17 protein-coding genes and 1 pseudogene are annotated in these 18,197 nt (G+C 70.3%); 12 read left to right on the top strand and 6 right to left on the bottom strand.

Annotated elements, in window-relative coordinates; all coding sequences use genetic code 11:
- Positions 1-42: 42 nt before the first annotated feature.
- Positions 43-1,074 carry an asparaginase gene (locus tag AC08OT_RS10735; protein WP_476593662.1) on the top strand — a complete coding sequence of 344 codons (1,032 nt, stop codon included), beginning with the start codon at positions 43-45 and terminating at the stop codon, positions 1,072-1,074.
- On the opposite strand, the gene AC08OT_RS10740 is transcribed toward AC08OT_RS10735, so the two are convergent.
- On the bottom strand, positions 993-1,241 hold the full coding sequence (locus tag AC08OT_RS10740; RefSeq protein ID WP_476593663.1) for a DnaJ domain-containing protein: 249 nt from the start codon (positions 1,239-1,241) through the stop codon (positions 993-995). The two genes, AC08OT_RS10735 and AC08OT_RS10740, sit on opposite strands and share 82 nt — an antisense overlap.
- Positions 1,242-1,979: 738 nt before the next feature.
- Here AC08OT_RS10740 and AC08OT_RS10745 point away from each other — a divergent pair.
- The 7 genes and pseudogenes from AC08OT_RS10745 to AC08OT_RS10775 all read left to right on the top strand — a co-directional run.
- Positions 1,980-2,366 (top strand): annotated as a pseudogene (locus tag AC08OT_RS10745) (CoA transferase); the annotation flags it as partial.
- A 115-nt stretch (positions 2,367-2,481) separates the two neighbouring features.
- Entirely contained in the window at positions 2,482-2,880 is a 399-nt protein-coding gene (locus AC08OT_RS10750; protein ID WP_476593670.1) for a CoA transferase, read from the top strand.
- A gap of 235 nt (positions 2,881-3,115) precedes the next feature.
- Positions 3,116-4,285, top strand: a complete 1,170-nt coding sequence (locus AC08OT_RS10755; protein ID WP_476593664.1) for a branched-chain amino acid ABC transporter substrate-binding protein — start codon at positions 3,116-3,118, stop codon at positions 4,283-4,285.
- Between the two features lie 72 nt (positions 4,286-4,357).
- Positions 4,358-5,290 carry a branched-chain amino acid ABC transporter permease gene (locus tag AC08OT_RS10760; RefSeq protein WP_476593665.1) on the top strand — a complete coding sequence of 311 codons (933 nt, stop codon included), beginning with the start codon at positions 4,358-4,360 and terminating at the stop codon, positions 5,288-5,290.
- Positions 5,287-6,699 (top strand): branched-chain amino acid ABC transporter permease, encoded by a 1,413-nt coding sequence (locus AC08OT_RS10765; RefSeq protein ID WP_476602780.1) that lies wholly within the window; start codon positions 5,287-5,289, stop codon positions 6,697-6,699. Before AC08OT_RS10760 ends, AC08OT_RS10765 begins: the two co-directional genes overlap by 4 nt.
- Positions 6,696-7,655 (top strand): ABC transporter ATP-binding protein, encoded by a 960-nt coding sequence (locus AC08OT_RS10770; RefSeq protein WP_476593667.1) that lies wholly within the window; start codon positions 6,696-6,698, stop codon positions 7,653-7,655. The genes AC08OT_RS10765 and AC08OT_RS10770 overlap by 4 nt, the downstream gene beginning before the upstream one ends.
- Positions 7,655-8,383 (top strand): ABC transporter ATP-binding protein, encoded by a 729-nt coding sequence (locus AC08OT_RS10775; RefSeq protein ID WP_462187302.1) that lies wholly within the window; start codon positions 7,655-7,657, stop codon positions 8,381-8,383. The genes AC08OT_RS10770 and AC08OT_RS10775 overlap by 1 nt, the downstream gene beginning before the upstream one ends.
- A gap of 69 nt (positions 8,384-8,452) precedes the next feature.
- Here the strand turns inward: AC08OT_RS10775 and AC08OT_RS10780 are convergent, their stop codons facing one another.
- A complete protein-coding gene (locus AC08OT_RS10780; RefSeq protein ID WP_476593668.1) occupies positions 8,453-9,805 on the bottom strand; it encodes a D-arabinono-1,4-lactone oxidase in 1,353 nt (450 codons plus the stop codon).
- Between the two features lie 383 nt (positions 9,806-10,188).
- Between AC08OT_RS10780 and AC08OT_RS10785 the strand changes: the two genes are divergently transcribed.
- From AC08OT_RS10785 to AC08OT_RS10795, 3 genes are all read left to right on the top strand, one after another.
- Positions 10,189-11,886 carry a class I adenylate-forming enzyme family protein gene (locus AC08OT_RS10785; RefSeq protein ID WP_476602781.1) on the top strand — a complete coding sequence of 566 codons (1,698 nt, stop codon included), beginning with the start codon at positions 10,189-10,191 and terminating at the stop codon, positions 11,884-11,886.
- 273 nt (positions 11,887-12,159) lie between these two features.
- Positions 12,160-13,191, top strand: coding sequence for a helix-turn-helix domain-containing protein (locus tag AC08OT_RS10790; RefSeq protein WP_476594127.1), 1,032 nt, complete (start codon positions 12,160-12,162; stop codon positions 13,189-13,191).
- Between the two features lie 221 nt (positions 13,192-13,412).
- Positions 13,413-13,661, top strand: a complete 249-nt coding sequence (locus AC08OT_RS10795) for a hypothetical protein (protein WP_476594126.1) — start codon at positions 13,413-13,415, stop codon at positions 13,659-13,661.
- Positions 13,662-14,221: 560 nt separating this feature from the next.
- On the opposite strand, the gene AC08OT_RS10800 is transcribed toward AC08OT_RS10795, so the two are convergent.
- Together AC08OT_RS10800 and AC08OT_RS10805 are read right to left on the bottom strand one after the other, a co-directional pair.
- Entirely contained in the window at positions 14,222-15,487 is a 1,266-nt protein-coding gene (locus AC08OT_RS10800) for an acyltransferase family protein (RefSeq protein WP_476594125.1), read from the bottom strand.
- A gap of 166 nt (positions 15,488-15,653) precedes the next feature.
- Complete coding sequence (locus tag AC08OT_RS10805; RefSeq protein WP_476594124.1) at positions 15,654-16,487, bottom strand: SDR family oxidoreductase; 834 nt, start codon at positions 16,485-16,487, stop codon at positions 15,654-15,656.
- A 437-nt stretch (positions 16,488-16,924) separates the two neighbouring features.
- On the opposite strand from AC08OT_RS10805, the gene AC08OT_RS10810 reads away from it, so the two are divergent.
- On the top strand, positions 16,925-17,161 hold the full coding sequence (locus AC08OT_RS10810; protein ID WP_476594123.1) for an acyl carrier protein: 237 nt from the start codon (positions 16,925-16,927) through the stop codon (positions 17,159-17,161).
- A gap of 256 nt (positions 17,162-17,417) precedes the next feature.
- Here AC08OT_RS10810 and AC08OT_RS10815 read toward each other — a convergent pair whose 3' ends face one another.
- Positions 17,418-17,825 carry a PIN domain-containing protein gene (locus AC08OT_RS10815; RefSeq protein WP_476594122.1) on the bottom strand — a complete coding sequence of 136 codons (408 nt, stop codon included), beginning with the start codon at positions 17,823-17,825 and terminating at the stop codon, positions 17,418-17,420.
- A complete protein-coding gene (gene vapB, locus AC08OT_RS10820; RefSeq protein WP_462187308.1) occupies positions 17,822-18,055 on the bottom strand; it encodes a type II toxin-antitoxin system VapB family antitoxin in 234 nt (77 codons plus the stop codon). The genes AC08OT_RS10815 and vapB overlap by 4 nt, the downstream gene beginning before the upstream one ends.
- Positions 18,056-18,197 lie beyond the last annotated feature (142 nt).

The following is an 18,197-nucleotide window of genomic DNA, read 5'->3' on the forward strand; positions in this document are numbered from 1 at the left end:
GAGAACGGGTGAGCGGGAGAAGGCCCGACGTAGGCTGGCTGTATGCAGCCGCCGGAGGGCCCGCAGCTGGTCGCCGAGGTCGTCCGGGGGCTGCGCAGCGGTGCGCCGTTCGTGGAGAGTTGCCATCACGGCACCGTCATCGGCCTCGGTCGGGACGGGGACGGTGCGCTCATCGTCGGCGTGCCCGACCACCCGATCTTCCCCCGGTCGGCGGTCAAGCCCCTTCAGGCCGCCGCGATGCTTCGTGCCGGGCTGGACGGCATCTTCCTGAGCCGGGAGATCCCCGGTGACCTGCTTGCCATTGTGTCGAGTTCCCACAGCGGCGAGCCGGTGCATCTCGCGCGGGTGCTGGAGATCCTCTCGGTGGCGGGCGTCTCCATCGACACCCTGCGCTGTCCCGCCGATCTTCCGTTGGGCCCGGCCGCGGCCCAGGCGCACCTTCGCTCCGGGGGCCGCGCGGAGCCGGTGCTGATGAACTGCTCCGGCAAGCACGCGGGGATGATCGTCTGCTGCGTAGCGGCCGGCTGGCCGATCGAGAACTACACCGATCCCGATCATCCGTTGCAGCAGGTGATCCGGCGCACGATCGAGGAGCTGGCCGGCGAGGAGATCGTCGCGACCAGCGTGGACGGGTGCGGGGCCCCATTGTTCGCGTTCTCGCTCACGGGCCTGGCCCGCGGACTGCGGGCGATGGTCCGGGCTGCGCCGGGCAGCCCCGAGTGGCGGGTCATCAACGCCATGCGGGCGCATCCCGAGCTGATCGGGGGTGTCGGCCGGTCCGACACCGACCTGATGCGGGCGGTACCCGGCGTCGTCGCGAAGAACGGCGCCGAGGGTGTCACGGTGGTGGCGACGCCCGAGGGTCACGTGGTCGCGGTCAAGATCGCGGATGGGAGCGGGCGGCCCGGCATCCCGGTTGCGCTGGCCGTGCTGACCCGCCTGGGTGCTCTTCCCGGTCCGGACGCCCCCGGGCACCTGGAGCTCGACTTCGCTCAGCTCGCCGTGCTCGGGGCGCCCACGGTGCTCGGCGGCGGGCGCCCGGCCGGTTCCCTACGCGTGCGGCTACCGGTCTGACCCGATCGAAGGCCGGTGACGAACCACCGGCCGCCGGGATGGGTGCGGCGGGCGGCCATGCGGTAGGTATGCCGGATCTGCTCGGCGGTGGCGCTGGGCGGCACGTCCAGCACCTCGTACAGCGAGCGTTGCACGCGCACGGGGTGTCTCCTGCCATTGCCGACCACCCGGACCGGGCGACTGCGAGCCCGGTGTCATGGCGAAAGTACCTACACATGACCAGAATGGGCCTTGGGCGGCCCGGGGGGCGAGCGAGAGTTCGGAGGCCGGGACAGCACGCAAAGTAGGATTTTCTGTGCATTGCGGCTCTTGGCTCCCAGGATCGTCTTGTCGGTCATGCCGGCCTTGTTCCGGTTCGGCCGACGGTGCGCTCGGGGCGCAGCGTGCGTGCCAGGGTGGGACAGGATGGGTGGATGGGGCAACGGCAGAACTCGGAGATCGTCACCGAGGTCGCGTCGCTGGTACAGGATCCGGACATCGCCGAGCGGCTGACCGTGACCGGGCCCGCCGACGTCCTTCCCAGCCTCTACCGGGTGACGATGATGGCGGCCGCGTCGGTGGCGGCCGCGGCTGTCGGGGCCAGCCGCCTGCTCGCGGCCCGCGGCGGCGGGGCCCCGCCGGAGGTCACCGTGGACACCCGTCACGCGAGCGCGGTCTTCCGCAGCGAACGGTACCTGCGGATGGCCGGCAAGCCACCGCCGAGCCCGTGGGACGCGATCTCCGGGTATTACCGCACCGGGGACGACCGGTGGATCCAGCTGCACTGTAACTTCCCGCACCACCGCAACGGGATCCTGGATCTTCTTGGGACGCCGGGCGAGCGCGCCGCCGTCGAACGGGTCATCCGCCGTTTCGAGGCCGAGCCGCTGGAACTCGAGCTGCACGCCATGGGTCTGTGCGCCAGCATGGCCCGCAGCGAGCGGGAATGGCGCGAGCACAGGCAGGCCCGGGCGGTCGACGAGCTTCCCCTCGTCGAGGTGCGCCGGCTCGGTGACGGCCCGGTGCTCGCCGCGCCCCTGGCCGAGACGCCGGCCGCGGGTCTGCGGGTGCTCGACCTGACCCGGGTCATCGCCGGTCCCGTCGCCGGTCGCACGCTGGCCGCCTACGGAGCCGACGTCCTGCGGGTCGGCGCCGCCCACCTGCCGGAGGTGCACACGGTGCTCGTCGACACCGGGTTCGGCAAGCGCAACGCCTTCCTCAGCCTGCGGGTGGCCGCGGACGCCCGCAGGCTGCGCGAGCTGATCGCCTCGGCGGACGTGGTGCTCCAGGCCTACCGGCCGATGGCCCTCGACCGGCTCGACTTCGGCCCGGAGACGGTCGCCAGGATCCGGCCGGGCATCGTCTGCGCGACCTATCACCGCGTACGGACGGCAGGGCCCCTGGAGCGGTCTGCGCGGGTTCGACAGTCTGGTCCAGACCGCGTCCGGCATCGCGACCGCCGCCGCGGCGGTGACCGGATCCGACCGCCCCGTGCCGCTGCCGGCACAGGCCCTCGATCACGCGACCGGCTACCTCACCGTCTACGGGGTGCTGGACGCGCTGGCGCGCCGGGCGACCGAGGGGGGCAGCTGGCACGTCGGTGTGTCCCTGGCCCGGACTGGTCGTTGGCTGCAGGGGCTGGGACACCACGACACGCTCGCGCTCTCCGACCCGACCCGGGAGGATGTCGAGGAGTTCTGCGCCACGATGAACAGCGAGTTCGGACCCCTGTCGTACATCCGCCCGGCCGCCACTGTGGCCGGCGTCGCGCCGAGCTGGATCTCCCCGCCGGCACAGCTGGGCACCAGCCCGGCGGTCTGGGCATAGCCATGCTGAGGTGCCGGGTTCCGCGGGATCGCGTCGGCGTGTCCACCGTGCGCCGGCCCGCCCATCCGGGGGGCGGTGCGAATTGATGCTGGTCAGCCCGTCATTCTCTAGGCGGTGGCGCACCGGCTCGCGGGCCGGGCGCATCGGGGTGACTGGGTCGGGGTGACTGGGTCGGGGTGATTGGGCCGGGCCACGGCATCGGAGTCGGGTCCGGCGGGACCGGAGGAGGAATTGCATGGGTAGGCGCCCGCTCCTGGGAGTGATAGCCCTTGCCGCGACCGTGGCGTTGACCGCGGTGGCCTGTGGGAGTGACAGTGGTTCGTCCTCGAACAGGAAGCAGACCATCACGATCGGCTTCCAGGGAGTTCTCTCGGGCGACAGCCAGCAGCTCGGTCTGAACGCCCTCTACGGCGTCCGGACGGCGATCGCCGAGGTCAACGCGGATGCGAGCGCGCCGTTCCAGCTCAAGCTCGCCGAGTCCGACGACGGTGGCTCGCCGGATCAGGGCCCGACGGCCGCCCAGAAGCTGATCGATGACTCCAAGGTCGTCGCGGTGGTCGGCCCGATGTTCTCCGGCGCGACCAAGGCGAGCGAGCCGGCCTACACCCAGGCCGGACTGCTGTCGGTGAGCCCGTCGGCGACGAACCCCGCGCTCACTACCCTGGGCTTCAAGACCTTCTACCGGGTCATCGCCCCGGACACCGTGCAGGGCAAGGCCGCGGCCGACTACATCGCCACGGTGCTCAAGGCGACGAAGGTGTACTCGCTGGACGACAAGAGCGAGTACGGCACGGGCCTGTCGGGTGCGCTGGAGGCCGAGCTCAAGGCCAAGGGCGTCAACGTGACCCACGACGGCATCAACCCGACCAAGGACTACACGTCCGAGGCAACGAAGATCATTGCTGCCGCGCCCGAGGTCCTCTACTACTCCGGCTACTACCCCGAGTTCGCGCTGCTGTCGAAGGCGCTGAAGAGCAAGGGCTTCACCAGAAAGATCATCAGTGGTGACGGCTCGCTCGACCCGCAGTACGTCGCGCAGGCCGGGGCCGCCGCGGCCGAGGGTGCCTACCTCACCTGCCCCTGCGGCGACGCCAACACCGACCCGAAGGCCGCGTCCTTCGTCGCGTCCTACAAGAAGGTCAACAACGGGGCGAAGCCCGGCACCTATTCCGGTGAGGCCTACGACGCCACGCTCGCCCTCGCGGACGTCTTCAAGAAGCTCGGCAAGGACGTCACCCGGGAGTCCGTGGCCGGCGCGTTCGGTTCCGTGAACTTCCCCGGCATCACGAAGACCGTGGCGTTCGAGCCGAACGGCGAGGTCAAGGGCTCCAACGTGTTCGTCTACCAGGTCAAGGGCGGACAGATCACCGTTCTCGGCAACATCGCGGACCTGGTCAAGTCCTGATGTCGGTGCGGGCGGTGGCCGGGGGTGGGACGTCCGGCCACCGCTTCGCCTGGTGGTGAACGAGGCACACGGATGGGTTTCCTCGACCAGTTCTGGCAGCTGACCGTCGACGGTCTGACGGTCGGCTCCCTGTACGCGGTCATCGCGCTCGGGTACACTCTCGTCTACGGAGTCCTTCAGCTCATTAACTTCGCGCACAGCGAGGTCTTCATGCTGGGATCCTTCGGCGGGCTGTTTGCCGCCCGCGCCCTGCTGCCCGGGGACGGCTCGGTCCCGGGCGGCCTCGAATCGGTGGGCCTGGTGACCATGGGTCTCGGCGCCGGCGCGATCTGCGGCGGGCTCGCCGCCTTCACGCTCGAACGGGTGGCGTACCGGCCGCTGCGGCGCCGTTCCGCCCCCCGGCTGGCCTACCTCATCAGCGCCATCGGGGCCTCGCTGTTCGCGGTGAACCTCGCCGGCAAGGAGTTCGGCCGGCAGAACGTGGCCCTGCCCAACCTGTTCACCGACGGAACGGTGTTCACGCTGTTCGGAGCGGGCGTCTCCACCCAGTCGCTGGTCATCTTCGCGGTCGCGATCGCGATGCTGGTCGGACTGGACCGGCTGGTCGCGGGGACCCGGCTCGGGCAGGGCATCCGCGCGGTGGCCCAGGACGCCGACACCGCGGTTCTCATGGGCGTGAACGTCGAACGCATCATCATCGTCACGTTCGTGCTCGGCGGCCTGCTGGCCGGAGCCGGCGGCTTCCTGTACGCGATGACGTTCAACGCCTCGTACAGCATGGGGTTCGTCCCCGGAGTGAAGGCGTTCACCGCCGCGGTCCTCGGCGGCATCGGTAACGTGCGCGGGGCGATGCTCGGCGGCCTGCTCCTCGGATTGGTGGAAAGCTACGGCGGATACATCTTCCAGACGTCCTACAAGGACGTGATCGCTTTCCTGGTCCTGGTCGGCATCCTGATGATCCGATCGTCCGGCCTGCTCGGGGAACGTCTGGGGAGGGCAGCGTGAGCGCTGCGACGTCGTCCGCCCGCCCGCCGACCGCCGGGGCACTGCTCCCGCCCGCCGGGGCGGGTGGCGAGCCTGGTGGCGGCCCGGCGGGCGCATTGCTGCGTCCGGCCGTGCTGTTCTCCCTGGCCCGGCTGCGCCAGCTCGGGGTACTGCTGCTGGTGGGTGTGCTCGCCGCGGTGGTGACCGGTCCGGCCGGGGGCTCCGACAAACCGCTGAAGGCATTTCAGGATTCGGTGCTGGACGCGCGGATCCTGCCCTACCTGGGGCTCGCCGTCGCGTTGTGGATCGTCCTGGCGCTCGGCGTCGAATTGCGGGGCGCGGCGGGCCGGCTGGCGGCCGGCCTCCGGGGGCCGGTGAGTGCGGCCTACGCCACCCGGGGCGGCCCGATCGCGCTGAACCTGACGCTCCTGGCGGTCGCGATCATTGCCCCGCTGGTCGTCTCGACCGCCGCGCAGCAGTCGATGGTCAACGACATCGGCATCTACGCGCTGCTCGCACTGGGCCTGAACGTCGTGGTCGGCTACGCCGGCCTGCTCGACCTCGGCTACATCGCCTTCTTCGCCATCGGTGCCTACACGACGGCCTACTTCACCTCACAGACCGCGATGCCGTGGCACGCGCCTTTCGTGCTCAACCCGTTCTTCGTCTTCCCGATTGCGCTGGTCCTCGCCGCGCTCGCCGGCGTCGTCCTGGGCGCGCCGACGCTGCGGCTGCGGGGTGACTACCTGGCGATCGTCACGCTCGGTTTCGGTGAGATCATCCATCTGATCGCGAACAACGCCGACAACATCACGAACGGTGCCCGGGGGGCCTTCGGCGTTCCGCACCTGTCGATCAACCTGCTCGGCCTCGACTACGAGTGGGGCATCGACCCGCTACCGTATTATTACCTACTCCTGGTCATCATCGTCGGAGTCATGATCGCCTTCGGTCGGCTGGAACGGTCCAGGATCGGCCGGGCCTGGGCGGCGATCCGCGAGGACGAGATCGCCGCCGAGGCGACCGGGGTCGCGACCCTGCGGATGAAGCTGCTCGCCTTCGCTATCGGCGCCTCGGTGTCGGGCTTCGCCGGCGTGCTCTTCGCCTCCAAACAGTTCTTCAACCCGCAGAGCTTCAGCCTGCAGGCGTCGTTCTTCGTCGTCGCCGTCGTCATCTTCGGCGGGATGGGTTCCCGGCTCGGGGTGGTGGTCGGTGCCGTCGTCCTCCAGGGCATCGCCTTCTACCTGCGCGACAAGGTCCCGCCCGCGGACCGGTACATCTACTTCGGGGCCGTCATCGTGATCATGATGATCTTCCGTCCGCAGGGACTCGTGCCGTCGCGCCGACGGCGTCGGGAGATCCAGCTTGCGGAGGTCGGCATCGGCGCGGCGGACTCCCTGGGCGCCGCGCCCACGGGAGGCAAGCCGTGACCAGGGGCGGAGCGCACCGCGTCTCGCCGCCGGGACACCGGCGCTCCCGGGGCCGGCAGCGCGGGGACAGCCAGGGCCGCGGGGACGCCGGGCGCGGCGGAGGCCCGGAGGACCTGGTGGTGGAGGCCCGCGGCCTGGCGCTGCGGTTCGGGGGTGTGACCAGCCTCGACGGCGTCTCACTGCGCCAGCGCCGAGGCGAGATCCTGGCGGTGATCGGACCGAACGGGGCCGGCAAGACCTCGCTGTTCAACTGCCTCACCGGGGCATACCGCCCGCAGCAGGGATCGGTCACCTTCTGGCCCCGGCCCGGCTGGCCGGCCGAGTTGGTGGGGCGCCGCCCGCACGCCATCACCCGGCTCGGCGTCGCCCGGACCTTCCAGAACATCCGGCTCTTCCCCGCTCTGTCGGCGCTGGAGAACGTCCAGATCGGGACCGAGGTGCGGCAGCGGTACGGGCCGCTGGCCGCGGTGCTGGGGCTGCCGGGCGCCCGGCGGGCCGAGCGTGACGGCGTGCGGCACGCGCTGGAGCTGCTCGAGCTCGTGGGCCTGCCGCACCGGGCGCACGAGCTCGCCGCGTCACTGCCCTACGGCGAGCAACGCCGGCTGGAGATCGCCCGGGCGCTCGGTACCGAGCCGCGTCTGCTGCTGCTCGACGAGCCCGCGGCCGGCACGAACCCGGCGGAGAAGCGCGACCTGGCGGAGATGATCATCCGGATCGCGGGCACCGGGGTGTCGGTCCTGCTCATCGAGCATGACATGCGACTGGTCATGTCGGTGGCGACCTCGGTGGTGGTGCTCAACTTCGGCCGGATCATCGCGTCCGGCACGCCGGCGGAGGTCCAGCGGGACCCGGCGGTCATCGAGGCGTACCTGGGCCTAGCCGACGCCGGCGCGGCGGATCCCGATACGGCGGATCCCAGCCCGGCCGGCCCTGCCGGGTGGAAGGAACTGCGCTGATGCTGCTGACTCTGGCCGGTGTCGAGGTCGCCTACGGCGCCGTCACCGCCCTGCGCGGCGTCAGCCTGGAGGTGGCTGAGGGCGAGATCGTCACCCTGCTCGGGGCCAACGGCGCCGGCAAGACGACCACGCTGCGGACGATCTCCGGACTGCTGCGGCCCCGGGCGGGACAGGCGTGGCTGGACGGTCGCCCGTTGTCGTCGATTCCGGCGCACGAACTCGTCGGCCGGGGGGTGAGCCACGTGCCCGAGGGCCGGAGGATCTTCCCGAGCATGAGTGTCCGCGAGAACCTCCTGATGGGCGCCTACCACGATCGCCGGCACGTGCGGACCGACCTCGACCGGGTGTTCGCGCTCTTCCCCCGGCTGGCCGAGCGGGTCGCGCAGCCGGGAGGCACGTTGTCCGGTGGCGAGCAGCAGATGCTCGCGATCGGACGCGCGCTGATGAGCCGTCCCCGGCTGATGCTCCTCGACGAGCCGTCGATGGGGTTGGCCCCGATGATCGTTCAGACCATCTTCGAGGTGATCGCGGAGATCAACCGGGAGGGGGTCGCGGTGCTGCTGGTCGAGCAGAACGCGGCCTCGGCGCTGCGGATCGCGGGCCGTGGCTACGTGCTGGAGACCGGCGAGGTCGTGCTGGCGGGCACCGCCGCGAGCCTGCTGGCCGACGACCGGGTCCGGCAGGCCTACCTCGGCGAGGACGTCGGCGGCCGGACCACCGCGGGCTGAACCTCCCGCGACCGCGGCTCCGCCCGTCGCCACATCGGCGAGAAATCGCCGTGGCGTGCCGTGGTCAGGTCACCGAGCGTTGGGGGCGCCGGCCGGTGAGCCGAGGACGCGGTCGAGGTACGCGTTCGCGAACACCCCGGTCGGGTCGGCGGCGTCGCGCACGGCCAGGAAGTTGTCGAAACGGGGATAGAGCCCACGCAGCGTCGCCGCGTCCAGCGAATGCAGTTTGCCCCAGTGCGGCCGGCCGCCGACCGACAACATGATTTTCTCGGCGAGGTCGAAGTAGTCGCCGTGCGCACCGCGGTGATCCATGTGCACGGCGATGTAGGCGGTGTCGCGGCCGTACGCCGTCGACATCGGGATCTCGTCCGCGGCGGCGCATCGGACCTCCACCGGGAAGACGGCGCGCACGTCCGCGCTCCCCATGGCGTAGACCAGCTCACGCAGCGTCGCGGCGAGATCGGCACGGGGGAGGGCGTACTCCATCTCCTTGAACCGGACCCGGCGGTGGGAGGTGAACACCCGGTAGGACAGGTCGCGGAACGTGCGGCTGCCCGACGCCCGCGCGCTGACGTGCGCGATGGGCCGCACCGCCGCGGGCATCCGCCGGCCCGTCGTCATCAGCGCGCCAAAGAGGGTGTTCGACACCAGTTCGTCGTCGACCCAGCAGCGCAGCCGGGGCAGCGGCGCCAGGCCGTCGTCGAGCGGACGCCGCTGACCGCGTCTGACCAGGGCCGTCGTGGTGTGCGGAAACCACGAGAAGCGAAGGTAGTCGGTCTGGTCGACGAGCTCGTCGTAGGAGTCGAGGACCTTGTCCAGGCGCATCGGGCCCTCCTGGACCTGCAGGGCGAACAGCGGCGCCGCCTGCAGGGTGACCGACGTGACGACGCCGACGGCACCCAGGCCCAGCCGGGCGGCGGCGAACAACTCGGGACGTTCGCCGCGTGAACAGGTGACCACGCTGCCGTCGCCGAGCACCACCTCGAGCGCCCGGACCTGGGTGCACAGGCCGCCGAAGCGGGCCCCGGTGCCGTGGGTGCCGGTTGAGATGGCACCCACGATGGTCACCTCGTCGACGTCGCCCTGGTTGGTCAGGGCGAGCCCGGCCTCCGCGAGCAGCCGGTTCAGCCGGCGCATGGTCATCCCACCGCGCACCGTCACCAGGCCGCTGCCGCCGTCCAGGGCAACGAGGTCGGCGCACCTGTCCAGGCAGACCTGGACGGAGCCCGGGTCCGGGCGGCCGATGGCGCTCATGGAATGGGACGATCCGATCGCTCGGATCTGATGACCGTCCCGGACGGCGGTACCGACCAGGGCGGAGATCTCCTCCGCGTCGCGGAGGCGGGCGAGGCGCACCGACCGGACGGTCTCATTGCCCGCCCAGTTGCGCCAAGCCGAGGACTTACCAATGGGCGAGCCCATGGGCACCTCCGTCTGCCGGGACCGATGGCCGCGGTCCGGGGCCGGTCCGGAGTCGGGACCGGCCACCATCGTGAACCGGGCCTTCCCGGCTTCACCACGCGGGGGGGCGGGTGATGGCCGTTCACAGGGCGATGCGTCGTCCGACCTCCGTCCGGGCGGGATGGACCGGTCCCGTCTCCCGCAGGTATGCCGAGCATGGCATCCGACGGTGGTTCGGGCGTCCGTCGTGACGCTGCGGGGTGACGTCCTGCCGGTACCTGCTGGTCTACGAGCGTGTCGCGGTGCACCATCACGAGGGCACGGGGCGCACAGGCACGGGGCGCACAGGCACAGGGGCGCAGGCAGGGGCACACAGGAAGACACGGCTACGGAAGGCGGATCGTATGGTGACCGCAACCGGATCTCGTCCGGCCGGGATCAGCCTCGGTCGGCTCGCCGACCTGGCGCAGGAACGGACCGGCGGCACGGCGGAGCTTCGCTTCGAGGGACGCGACCAGACGTCGGGGGAGTTGCTGGCGCGGGCCCGCCGGTTGTCGGGCGGCCTGCGGGCGGCGGGTCTGCGCCGGGGCGACCGGGTGGCCGTGTGCATGGCCAACTGTCCCGAGGTGGGTGTCACCTACCAGGCGGTGTGGCGGGCCGGTGGGGTCGTGACCCCGGTGCTGTTCCTGCTGACCGAGCACGAGCTGCGCCACGTCCTCGTCGACAGCGGAGCCCGGTTCGTGGTCACCACACCCGAGTTCCTGGACCGGGTCCGCGCGGCGGTCGGCGACGGCGGCTCGGCGGTGCGCGCCCTGATACTGGCGGACGGGGACCGGCCCGGCGTCTCCCCGCCCTCGCCGCAGTCCCCGCCTCCGCCGCAGTCCCCGTCCCCGTCCCCGTCCCCGTCCCCGCCACGATCCATGCTCCAGGCCGGCACACTCCGGGTCGGGCTCACCACCCCGGTACTGCGCTTCGCCGATCTCGAGGCCGGCGAGGAGAGTCCGGTTGTGGAGGTGGATCCTTCCGACATGGCCGCGCTGCTCTACACCGGCGGCACGACCGGGCGGGCGAAGGGGGTGGTCCTCTCGCACGACGGGCTGTCCGCGGGTGGCTGGGCAGCGATGTCGGCCACCCCGGACGAGAAGTTGGCCGGCCTGCTGCCGCTGCCGCTGTCCCACGTCTACGGGCTGACGATCAGCGTCATGACCCTGCACATGGTGAACCCCGGACCGATGGTTCTCATGCGCTGGTTCGAGCCGCGGAGCTGGCTCGACCTCGTGGTCGAGCACCAGGTGAACATCAGTGCGTTGGTGCCGTCCATGGTGGCGCAGCTGCTCGCGCAGCCCCTGCACGACTACGATCTGTCGACCCTGCGGCGGGTGACGAGCGGTGGCGCGCCGCTGCCCCGGGAGACCGCCCTCGAATGGCGCCGGCGGCTGCCCAGCGCCGAGCTGGTGGAGGGATACGGCTGTACCGAGTCATCCGCGATCATCACCACCTCGCCGGTGGGCGGAACACGACTCGGCAGCGTGGGCGTGCCCGGCCCCGGGGTCGAGGTGCGTATTGAGCTCCCCGACGGCTGCGAGGCCGGTCGGGGCCAGGACGGGGAGATCTGCGTGCGGGGCCCGATGGTGATGACGGGGTATTGGCAGGCCCCGGAGGCCACCGCGGGGGCGTTGCGGGGCGGTTGGCTGCACACCGGGGGCATCGGCCGGCTGGACCCCGACGGCTACCTGTACGTGGTTGACCGGATCAAGGATCTGATCATCCGGGGTGGCGTCAACGTCTATCCGCGCGACGTCGAGGACGGCCTGCTCGCCCATCCCGAGGTCGCCTCGTGCGGCGTCGTGGGCCGACCGGACTCCCAGCGCGGGGAGGAGGTGGTCGCGTTCGTGGAACTCGTCCCGGGTGGCACCGTCTCCCCGGAGGAGCTGGTGCGCTGGGGCCGCGCCCGGCTGGGTCCCATCCGGTACCCGCGTGAGGTGCACATCGTCGAGGCACTGCCGCTCACCAGCAGCCTGAAGACCGACCGACGGATGCTGCGGTCGCTGGCGGCGCCGAGGTCGCTGCCGGCCCCGGGGCCGCTGATGGCGCCGACCTGACCCGACGGAGCGGATGGGTTCGAGCCCCGGCTACGCTGCGGGCTGGCTTGCCATGATCGCTGACCTTCCGTCAGCTTCGGCGTTTGCCGCGATGTCTGCCGGGGGCAACCCCCCGAACCCCCGATGTCGAGCTTCGCTCGACCCGACCCGGTTCGACCCCTCTCACCTTGTCCGCGGTCCTTGTCCCGCCCGATCTCGCGGGCTGTTGCTCGCCGCGCCCTTGTTCGGTGTTCGGTATTGACCGAACAGCGAACAGTGTGAACGCTGGTCCGCGTGGACACCGAGGCCCTCGTGGTCGACGCCTTCTGCCAGCTCGGAGTCGAGGCCCGACCGCCCGCCTCCGGGCCCGATCGCGGGGTCGATCTCGTGCTCGACCCGGATGGTGTCGCGGTTCCCATCGAGCTCAAGCGCCGGTCACTGGTGTCCGAGGGCGTCGCCGCGCAGCTGCTCGCGGCCAGCCGTCCACCCGGTGGATCGGGCGGCTTCCTTCTCCTGGTCGTCGCGGACCGGGTGACCGGGGCGGCCCGGAAGCTGCTGACCGAGCATCGGGCCGGCTACTACGACCTGCGCGGCCGGATCGCGCTTCGTTCGAGCAACCTTGTGATCGACGCCGAGGTCAGCCCGGTCACCGGACGCGGTGCGCGGACACGGGCCTTGAGCGGCACGGCCGGGCTCGAGGTCGCGACCGCTTTGCTCATGGAGCCGCAAGCGGGCACCGCCATCCGGGAGCTGGCGCGCCGGCTCGGCCGCGCCGCCAGCACGGTGTCGGAGCTGCTGGCGGCGCTGCGGCACGACGGTCTTGTCGACGCCGCGAACGTCGTCACGGACTCGCGGCTGTTCTGGCAGGTGGTCGAGCGCTGGCCAACGCCGCGCGCCTATCTCGCCAGACTCCCCGATCCGGGTGACACCAGCGGCGTCACCAGATCGCTGCGTCTCGGCCTGCGTGACGTGGAAAACGAGATCGGGTGGGCGTTGACGGACCCGACCGCCGCCGCGGCGTACGGTGCCCCGGTCGCTGTCCGCGCCGACCAGGTGCCTGACTTCTTCGTTCCCGATCAGGCGGTGCTCCGGCGCGCGGCTACGCTTCTCGGCGCCGCTCCGGCGCCGGCCCAGGCGCGTGCCGCGGTGCGGGTCGCACCGGTGGCGGCCGTCTGCGCCCGTCGCGTCGATCTCCTGCCCGAGCGGTGGCGGTGGCCGCTTGCGCATCCGCTGTTCGTCGCGCTCGATCTGGCTCAGGACGTGGGGCGTGGGCGCGAGATCCTCGACGCCTGGCTACCAGACCCGGGGTGGGCCCGTGTCTGGTAGCCGGGTGACCTTCCTGGGCGACGCGATGGCCGCGGTCGTCCAGGCCGTCGAGGAAGTGCGGACACTCACCGGCCAGCCGCCTGTCGTGGTCGGCGGGCTGGCGGTGCTGTGCCCGGATCTCCAACGCCCACCGGGCGACGGTCGATCTGGACGTTGTCGACCGACTGCACGGGACCACGCCGCACCTGGAGGTGCTCCGCGCAGCGGCGGGCGCGAGGGCCGTGGAGCCCGCAGGCGTCCTGCTGCCAACTCCGTATGGCCAGGTCAAGGTGGACGCGCTGGAGGTGCGGCAGGTAGAGCTCGACCAGCCGAGCGACGATCCCGGCGACCGCCTCCACGCGTCCGCGCACGCCTGGGCGAACGACACCGCCACCGAGACCGCCATCGAGGTGATCCGGTCGGTCGGCGACCGCGTGGAGGTGAGGACGCCCGTCGCCGAGCTTCTTCTCGATGCCTGCGGACGCACCTGACGCGGCCCGAGTCGGCGACCAGGCGGGCACGCCCGCGTCACAACAGGCCGCTCGCACCACGATCGGGGCTACCAACTCGCCGTAGCGGCCGACGAGCCCCGGTCAGTCACCGGCGTCGATCGGCTGGCCCGCCGTCGGCCTCGTCGAGGAGAGCGTCACCAGGATCCGCAGCCCATGATCACTGTCTACGTCGCCGCACCTCCATTTTCCACGTCTGCCCTGGCTGCCACTACCACCGGTACGAAATCGGCCCCGCCCACGCCCAAGTCCACTTGGCGGCGCGACGTCGCAACATCGGCATGGCCGGCGGCTCCCTGCTGGCCACATCCGCACTAACAGCCGCGCTCGCCCGCCGCGACGGATTTCCCTCCTCTTTCCGCATCCACAGACGCGACACAATCCTGACCGATCGCGGTCAGGAAACACCCACTGGCACCACTTCCGCCCCCACCGGGTGAGACCGGGACCCAGCCACGGCTTCGTTGCCAGCTGATCACATCACCAATCAAACCGACTTCTGAGCTCCGGCCCCGCCGGGTTGTCCATGGCCATGACCGCAGTCACGCCAGGTCCCGGGCCGCTGGCATCGCGCTCGCAGACTCCTGTGGGATCCGCGGTGGCACATCGGGCAGCAGGCTCCGGTAGGCATGACGGGGGGACGATCGTGACCGGAGTACCCCCATCAGCCATCGGCGGGCCGGGCCTTCCACCGTGTGATGCAGGACCGCGGCGAGGGCGAAGGACAGGGCGAAGTCGGCGAGGATGGCGAGCGCCGTCCCGGCCGCGGTGGTGGCGTCGACCCAGCCGAGTTCCCCGCTGATCGTGAGTGCGGCGGGGTGAACAAGATAGAAGGCGTAGGAGATCTCGCCGAAATAGACGAGTGGGCGGAAGCTGAACACCGGAATCCGGCGGCCGTCCGCCTCACGGGTGCCGGCCAGGAAGATGATGATGGCAAACGCCGGCAGTGTGAGCGTGTCGATGAATCCCTGTAGATGGCCGTAGCGGTAGCCCAGGAGTATCGAGACAACCAACCAGGCGCAGGAGAAGGTAGTAAGCATCCGACGTTGCCACGGCGTTGCGCGGGCACCCTCACGAGCCAGCAACCCAAGGGCCACGCCAAGGACGAACTCGCCGAGCCGCACCGCCGGGTTCGCGTACGCGGCAAGATCGAATCGAGAGCCCGCGGCGCTCGCCACACATGACACGGCCGCGGCAGGGAGAACGAACAGGAGCGTGGTGCGGATGCGTTCGGGGTTGGTGCGGGTCGCGAACCTGCGGTACACGTATGGGAAGACCAGGTAGAAGAACGCCTCGCAGGACAACGACCACAGCACGGCACCACCCCAGCCGAAATAGATCGACTGGGTCGGGACCCAGGCCTGGACGAGGAGCAGACTCGGCAGGATGGAGAGGGGCTTCGAGCCGAAGTCCCCGAGCGTCTCCGGCGACCACGCGATCGCGAGCCAGATCCAGATGGCGGCGAAGTACAGAGGATAGACCCGGGCGAACCGGCGCCAATAGAATTGCCCCACGGCGATCGGCCTGGCCGCCCAGGTGAGGACGAACCCCGACAGCACGAAGAAGAACGTGACGCCCACGTATCCGATGTTGCCTAGCACCGCGACCACAGGCAGAGTCCCTTGGACGTCTGCGTGGATGTGGCGGAGGAACACCAGAGTGGCGGCGACTCCCCGCAGGCCGGTCAACGTGGGCAGCTCCAGCCCGGCCTGAGACGGTGGGAGCTGCCGCGAGGGACGGAAGATCTCCTGCTGGGCAGATTCCGGCGAGGTCCTCCGGGTCAACGCGCCCCCTTGATCGTCAGCCATGCGTGCCGTCCCAGGCAAGGCCGCGGCGACACCTCGGAGAAACAAACACTAACGTAGGTATTGAATTGTCTATCGAGCCCCGATCGGGTAAACATCGTGGCGTTGGCAGCCGGCTATCGGCCGGACCTGGGACCTGGCCGGCAGTCGCCGCACAGCGTTGTGAGGTCTAGCTCGTCTGCGGACGAGCTACGAACGAGTCCCTTGGTCCGGGTCCATGGGTGGGGCGTATCACGATCTCGGTGATACTCGCGCGGTCGGGAAGTGCCACTGCCCCGGTCACGGCGTCGGCGATGTCGTCGGGCGCGATGAGCAGGTCGGCATTCCACGCCCGCCCCTCGGCCTGGAAGATTTTTTGCTGCATGGGGGTCGCGGTGCGGCCCGGGAAGACCGTGCACACCCGCACCCCGGCAGCCGAGACCTCCGCCCGCAGGCTGTCGGCGATCGCCCGCAGGGCGTGCTTGGCCGCGGCGTACTGGCCGACGCCGGCGCCGGCGGACAGGCCCTGGGTGGAGTTGATGAACACTACGTCGCCACCGGTCCGGATGAGGTTCGGGATCAGCATCTGGGTGAGCACATAGGGCGCGCGCACATTGACGTCCAGCTGTTCGTCGAGGTCGGCCAGCGGGGCGTCGGTGATCGCGCCGCGGTGGTAGGCCCCTGCCGAGTGCACCAGGATCTTCAGGTCCGTGGGCTGATCACGGACCATGTCGACCAGACAGCCGCGGTCCGCGGGATCGGTGATGTCCGCAGCCTGGTGGTGGATGGTCAGACCGACCTCGTCGGCTTCCTTGACCATCCTCGCCAGCACCTCCTGATCGCGACCGGTCGCGATGACAAGTGCGCCGGCCCGCGCCAACCGAAGGGCGATGGCGCGTCCGATCCCGCTGGAGGCACCGGTGACCAGCGCGCCGCGGCCGGCGAGCTGGGGCAGGTGGGCACATGGACTTCCGCCTGGCAGATGGTCGGCACAGGCGATAGCCAGGTTCTGCTTTGCCGTCACTGCTGGACGCTCCTCGGCAGAGTGGCGCAGGTCGCTAACCCGGACGAACGCGAACAGGTGGCCGCCGGGATCCCTGGACGGGGCCCGTCCGTCAGCGCGAACACGCGTCGATGCGAGTCGATCGCGGTCATCCGCGGCGAAGCAGCCACATTCCGCACAGCTGCGACAGTACCATTACGTAATGGTCGAGTATGCGTTGGCACCCAGGGGCGCGTCAGCTCTCCAATCCCCGCCGGGACGCCATCCCCGACGAACCAACTCTTACGTAACGGTAGAGTTAGACCTGGTGGACGCGGGGTGCCATGCGGGGTGCCATGACGAATCACATCGGGAGGGGCCGCAGAAATGATCAACAGAGGGGATGCCGGCGCTGGCGAAGGCGCCGCGGCTCTGCGGGAGCACGCACTGATCGCCGAGCTGACCGCGGTGCCCAGGTAATGACGCAGGAGCGGCTGCAGCAGATCTTCCGGGAGATCTTCGGTGACGACGGCCTCGTCATCACCGACGCCACGACCGCCGCCGACATACCCGGATGGGACTCGCTCGCGCACATCAACCTCATCTATGCTGTCGAACGCGAGTTCTCGATCCAGATCGCCGACGAACGGCTCGCGAGTTTCGCCACCGTCGGTGACCTGCGCGAGCACATCGAGGAGCTCAGCGGTGTCCACTGAGACCGACAGCAGCGAACTCGGGGACCCCGGTGACGCCGGAGCGGGGCGGGGACATCCGACGCCGAGCAGCCAAAGTCGATGACCGCCTGGCGGCCCGAAGTGGAACCGTCAACCGCGCCTTCGCCCGCGGCGCAGGCTCCGGCCGCCTCGATGAATTATGATGCCCCGGATGCCGCGGACGCGGACGCGCGGCCGGTTGAACACGAGCCATCCGTCGTCCAACTCGTGGGGTGTCATCGGCGTGGGGTCTGGAGGATCAGGACAATCGGCACAACGGTTGCCTGGTCAGGTCTGCGATCAGTTCGAAGTCCTTGTCGCGGTGCAGGAGCGTGAGCCCGGCGGTTTCCGCTGTCGCTGCGATCAGCAGATCGGGGATGCCCGGGGCCCGATGATGGCCGGCTGCGGCCAGCAGGCCTTGGACCTCGTAGGCGCGCCGGGCCACGGCTGCCGGTATGTCCCACTGGATGACCATGCGTGCGAGCGGCAGGGTGCCGAGGAGCCGGGCGTGCTCAGGGCCGTTGCGGGCCGAGTAGCCCACTTCGAGCAGCGTGACCGCGCAGATGTGTACCAGACCTTGATCGACTCGCTGTGACCAGACGGGTTCGTCGGGATGGGTTGGTATGCGGACCAGTGCCGACTTGTCGATGAGCCAGCTGTCGGTCACGACCAGGCACCGCGCATCACGTCTTCGTCGGCGAGGTCCGAGATCAGGTCGTGGAGCTGCGCCCAGTTCTCCCGCCCAAGAGGGGGACGTGTGTCGCGCGATGCCCGCTCGGCTTCGGCGGCAAGCGTGCGGCGCAGATACTCGACACGCGAGATTCCGGCTCGGGCGGCGGCAGCGTCGAGCTCGGCGAGAACCGCATCGGGTACGTCACGTACGAGGATGTCGGCCACCGGCGCCACCTCGCAGGTTCGATATCAGACTCCTCAATCATGATATCATGATTGCTTCTGTGCAGGCACCTACCCCATTCACCTCGCAACTCACCTCGCACGTACCCAAAAGTGTCCTGATATGTGGGGGCGTCTGCGGGTC

The sequence above is a fragment of the Frankia sp. CgJB1 genome (assembly GCF_977947065.1).

Bases quoted from the DNA above. Each gene is read 5' to 3' on its own strand.
- AC08OT_RS10735 (WP_476593662.1), top strand. From the start codon at position 43: ATGCAGCCGCCGGAGGGCCCGCAGCTGGTCGCCGAGGTCGTCCGGGGG.
- AC08OT_RS10755 (WP_476593664.1), top strand. From the start codon at position 3,116: ATGGGTAGGCGCCCGCTCCTGGGAGTGATAGCCCTTGCCGCGACCGTG.
- AC08OT_RS10760 (WP_476593665.1), top strand. From the start codon at position 4,358: ATGGGTTTCCTCGACCAGTTCTGGCAGCTGACCGTCGACGGTCTGACG.
- AC08OT_RS10775 (WP_462187302.1), top strand. From the start codon at position 7,655: ATGCTGCTGACTCTGGCCGGTGTCGAGGTCGCCTACGGCGCCGTCACC.
- AC08OT_RS10780 (WP_476593668.1), bottom strand. From the start codon at position 9,805: ATGGGCTCGCCCATTGGTAAGTCCTCGGCTTGGCGCAACTGGGCGGGC.
- AC08OT_RS10785 (WP_476602781.1), top strand. From the start codon at position 10,189: ATGGTGACCGCAACCGGATCTCGTCCGGCCGGGATCAGCCTCGGTCGG.
- AC08OT_RS10800 (WP_476594125.1), bottom strand. From the start codon at position 15,487: ATGGCTGACGATCAAGGGGGCGCGTTGACCCGGAGGACCTCGCCGGAA.
- AC08OT_RS10810 (WP_476594123.1), top strand. From the start codon at position 16,925: ATGACGCAGGAGCGGCTGCAGCAGATCTTCCGGGAGATCTTCGGTGAC.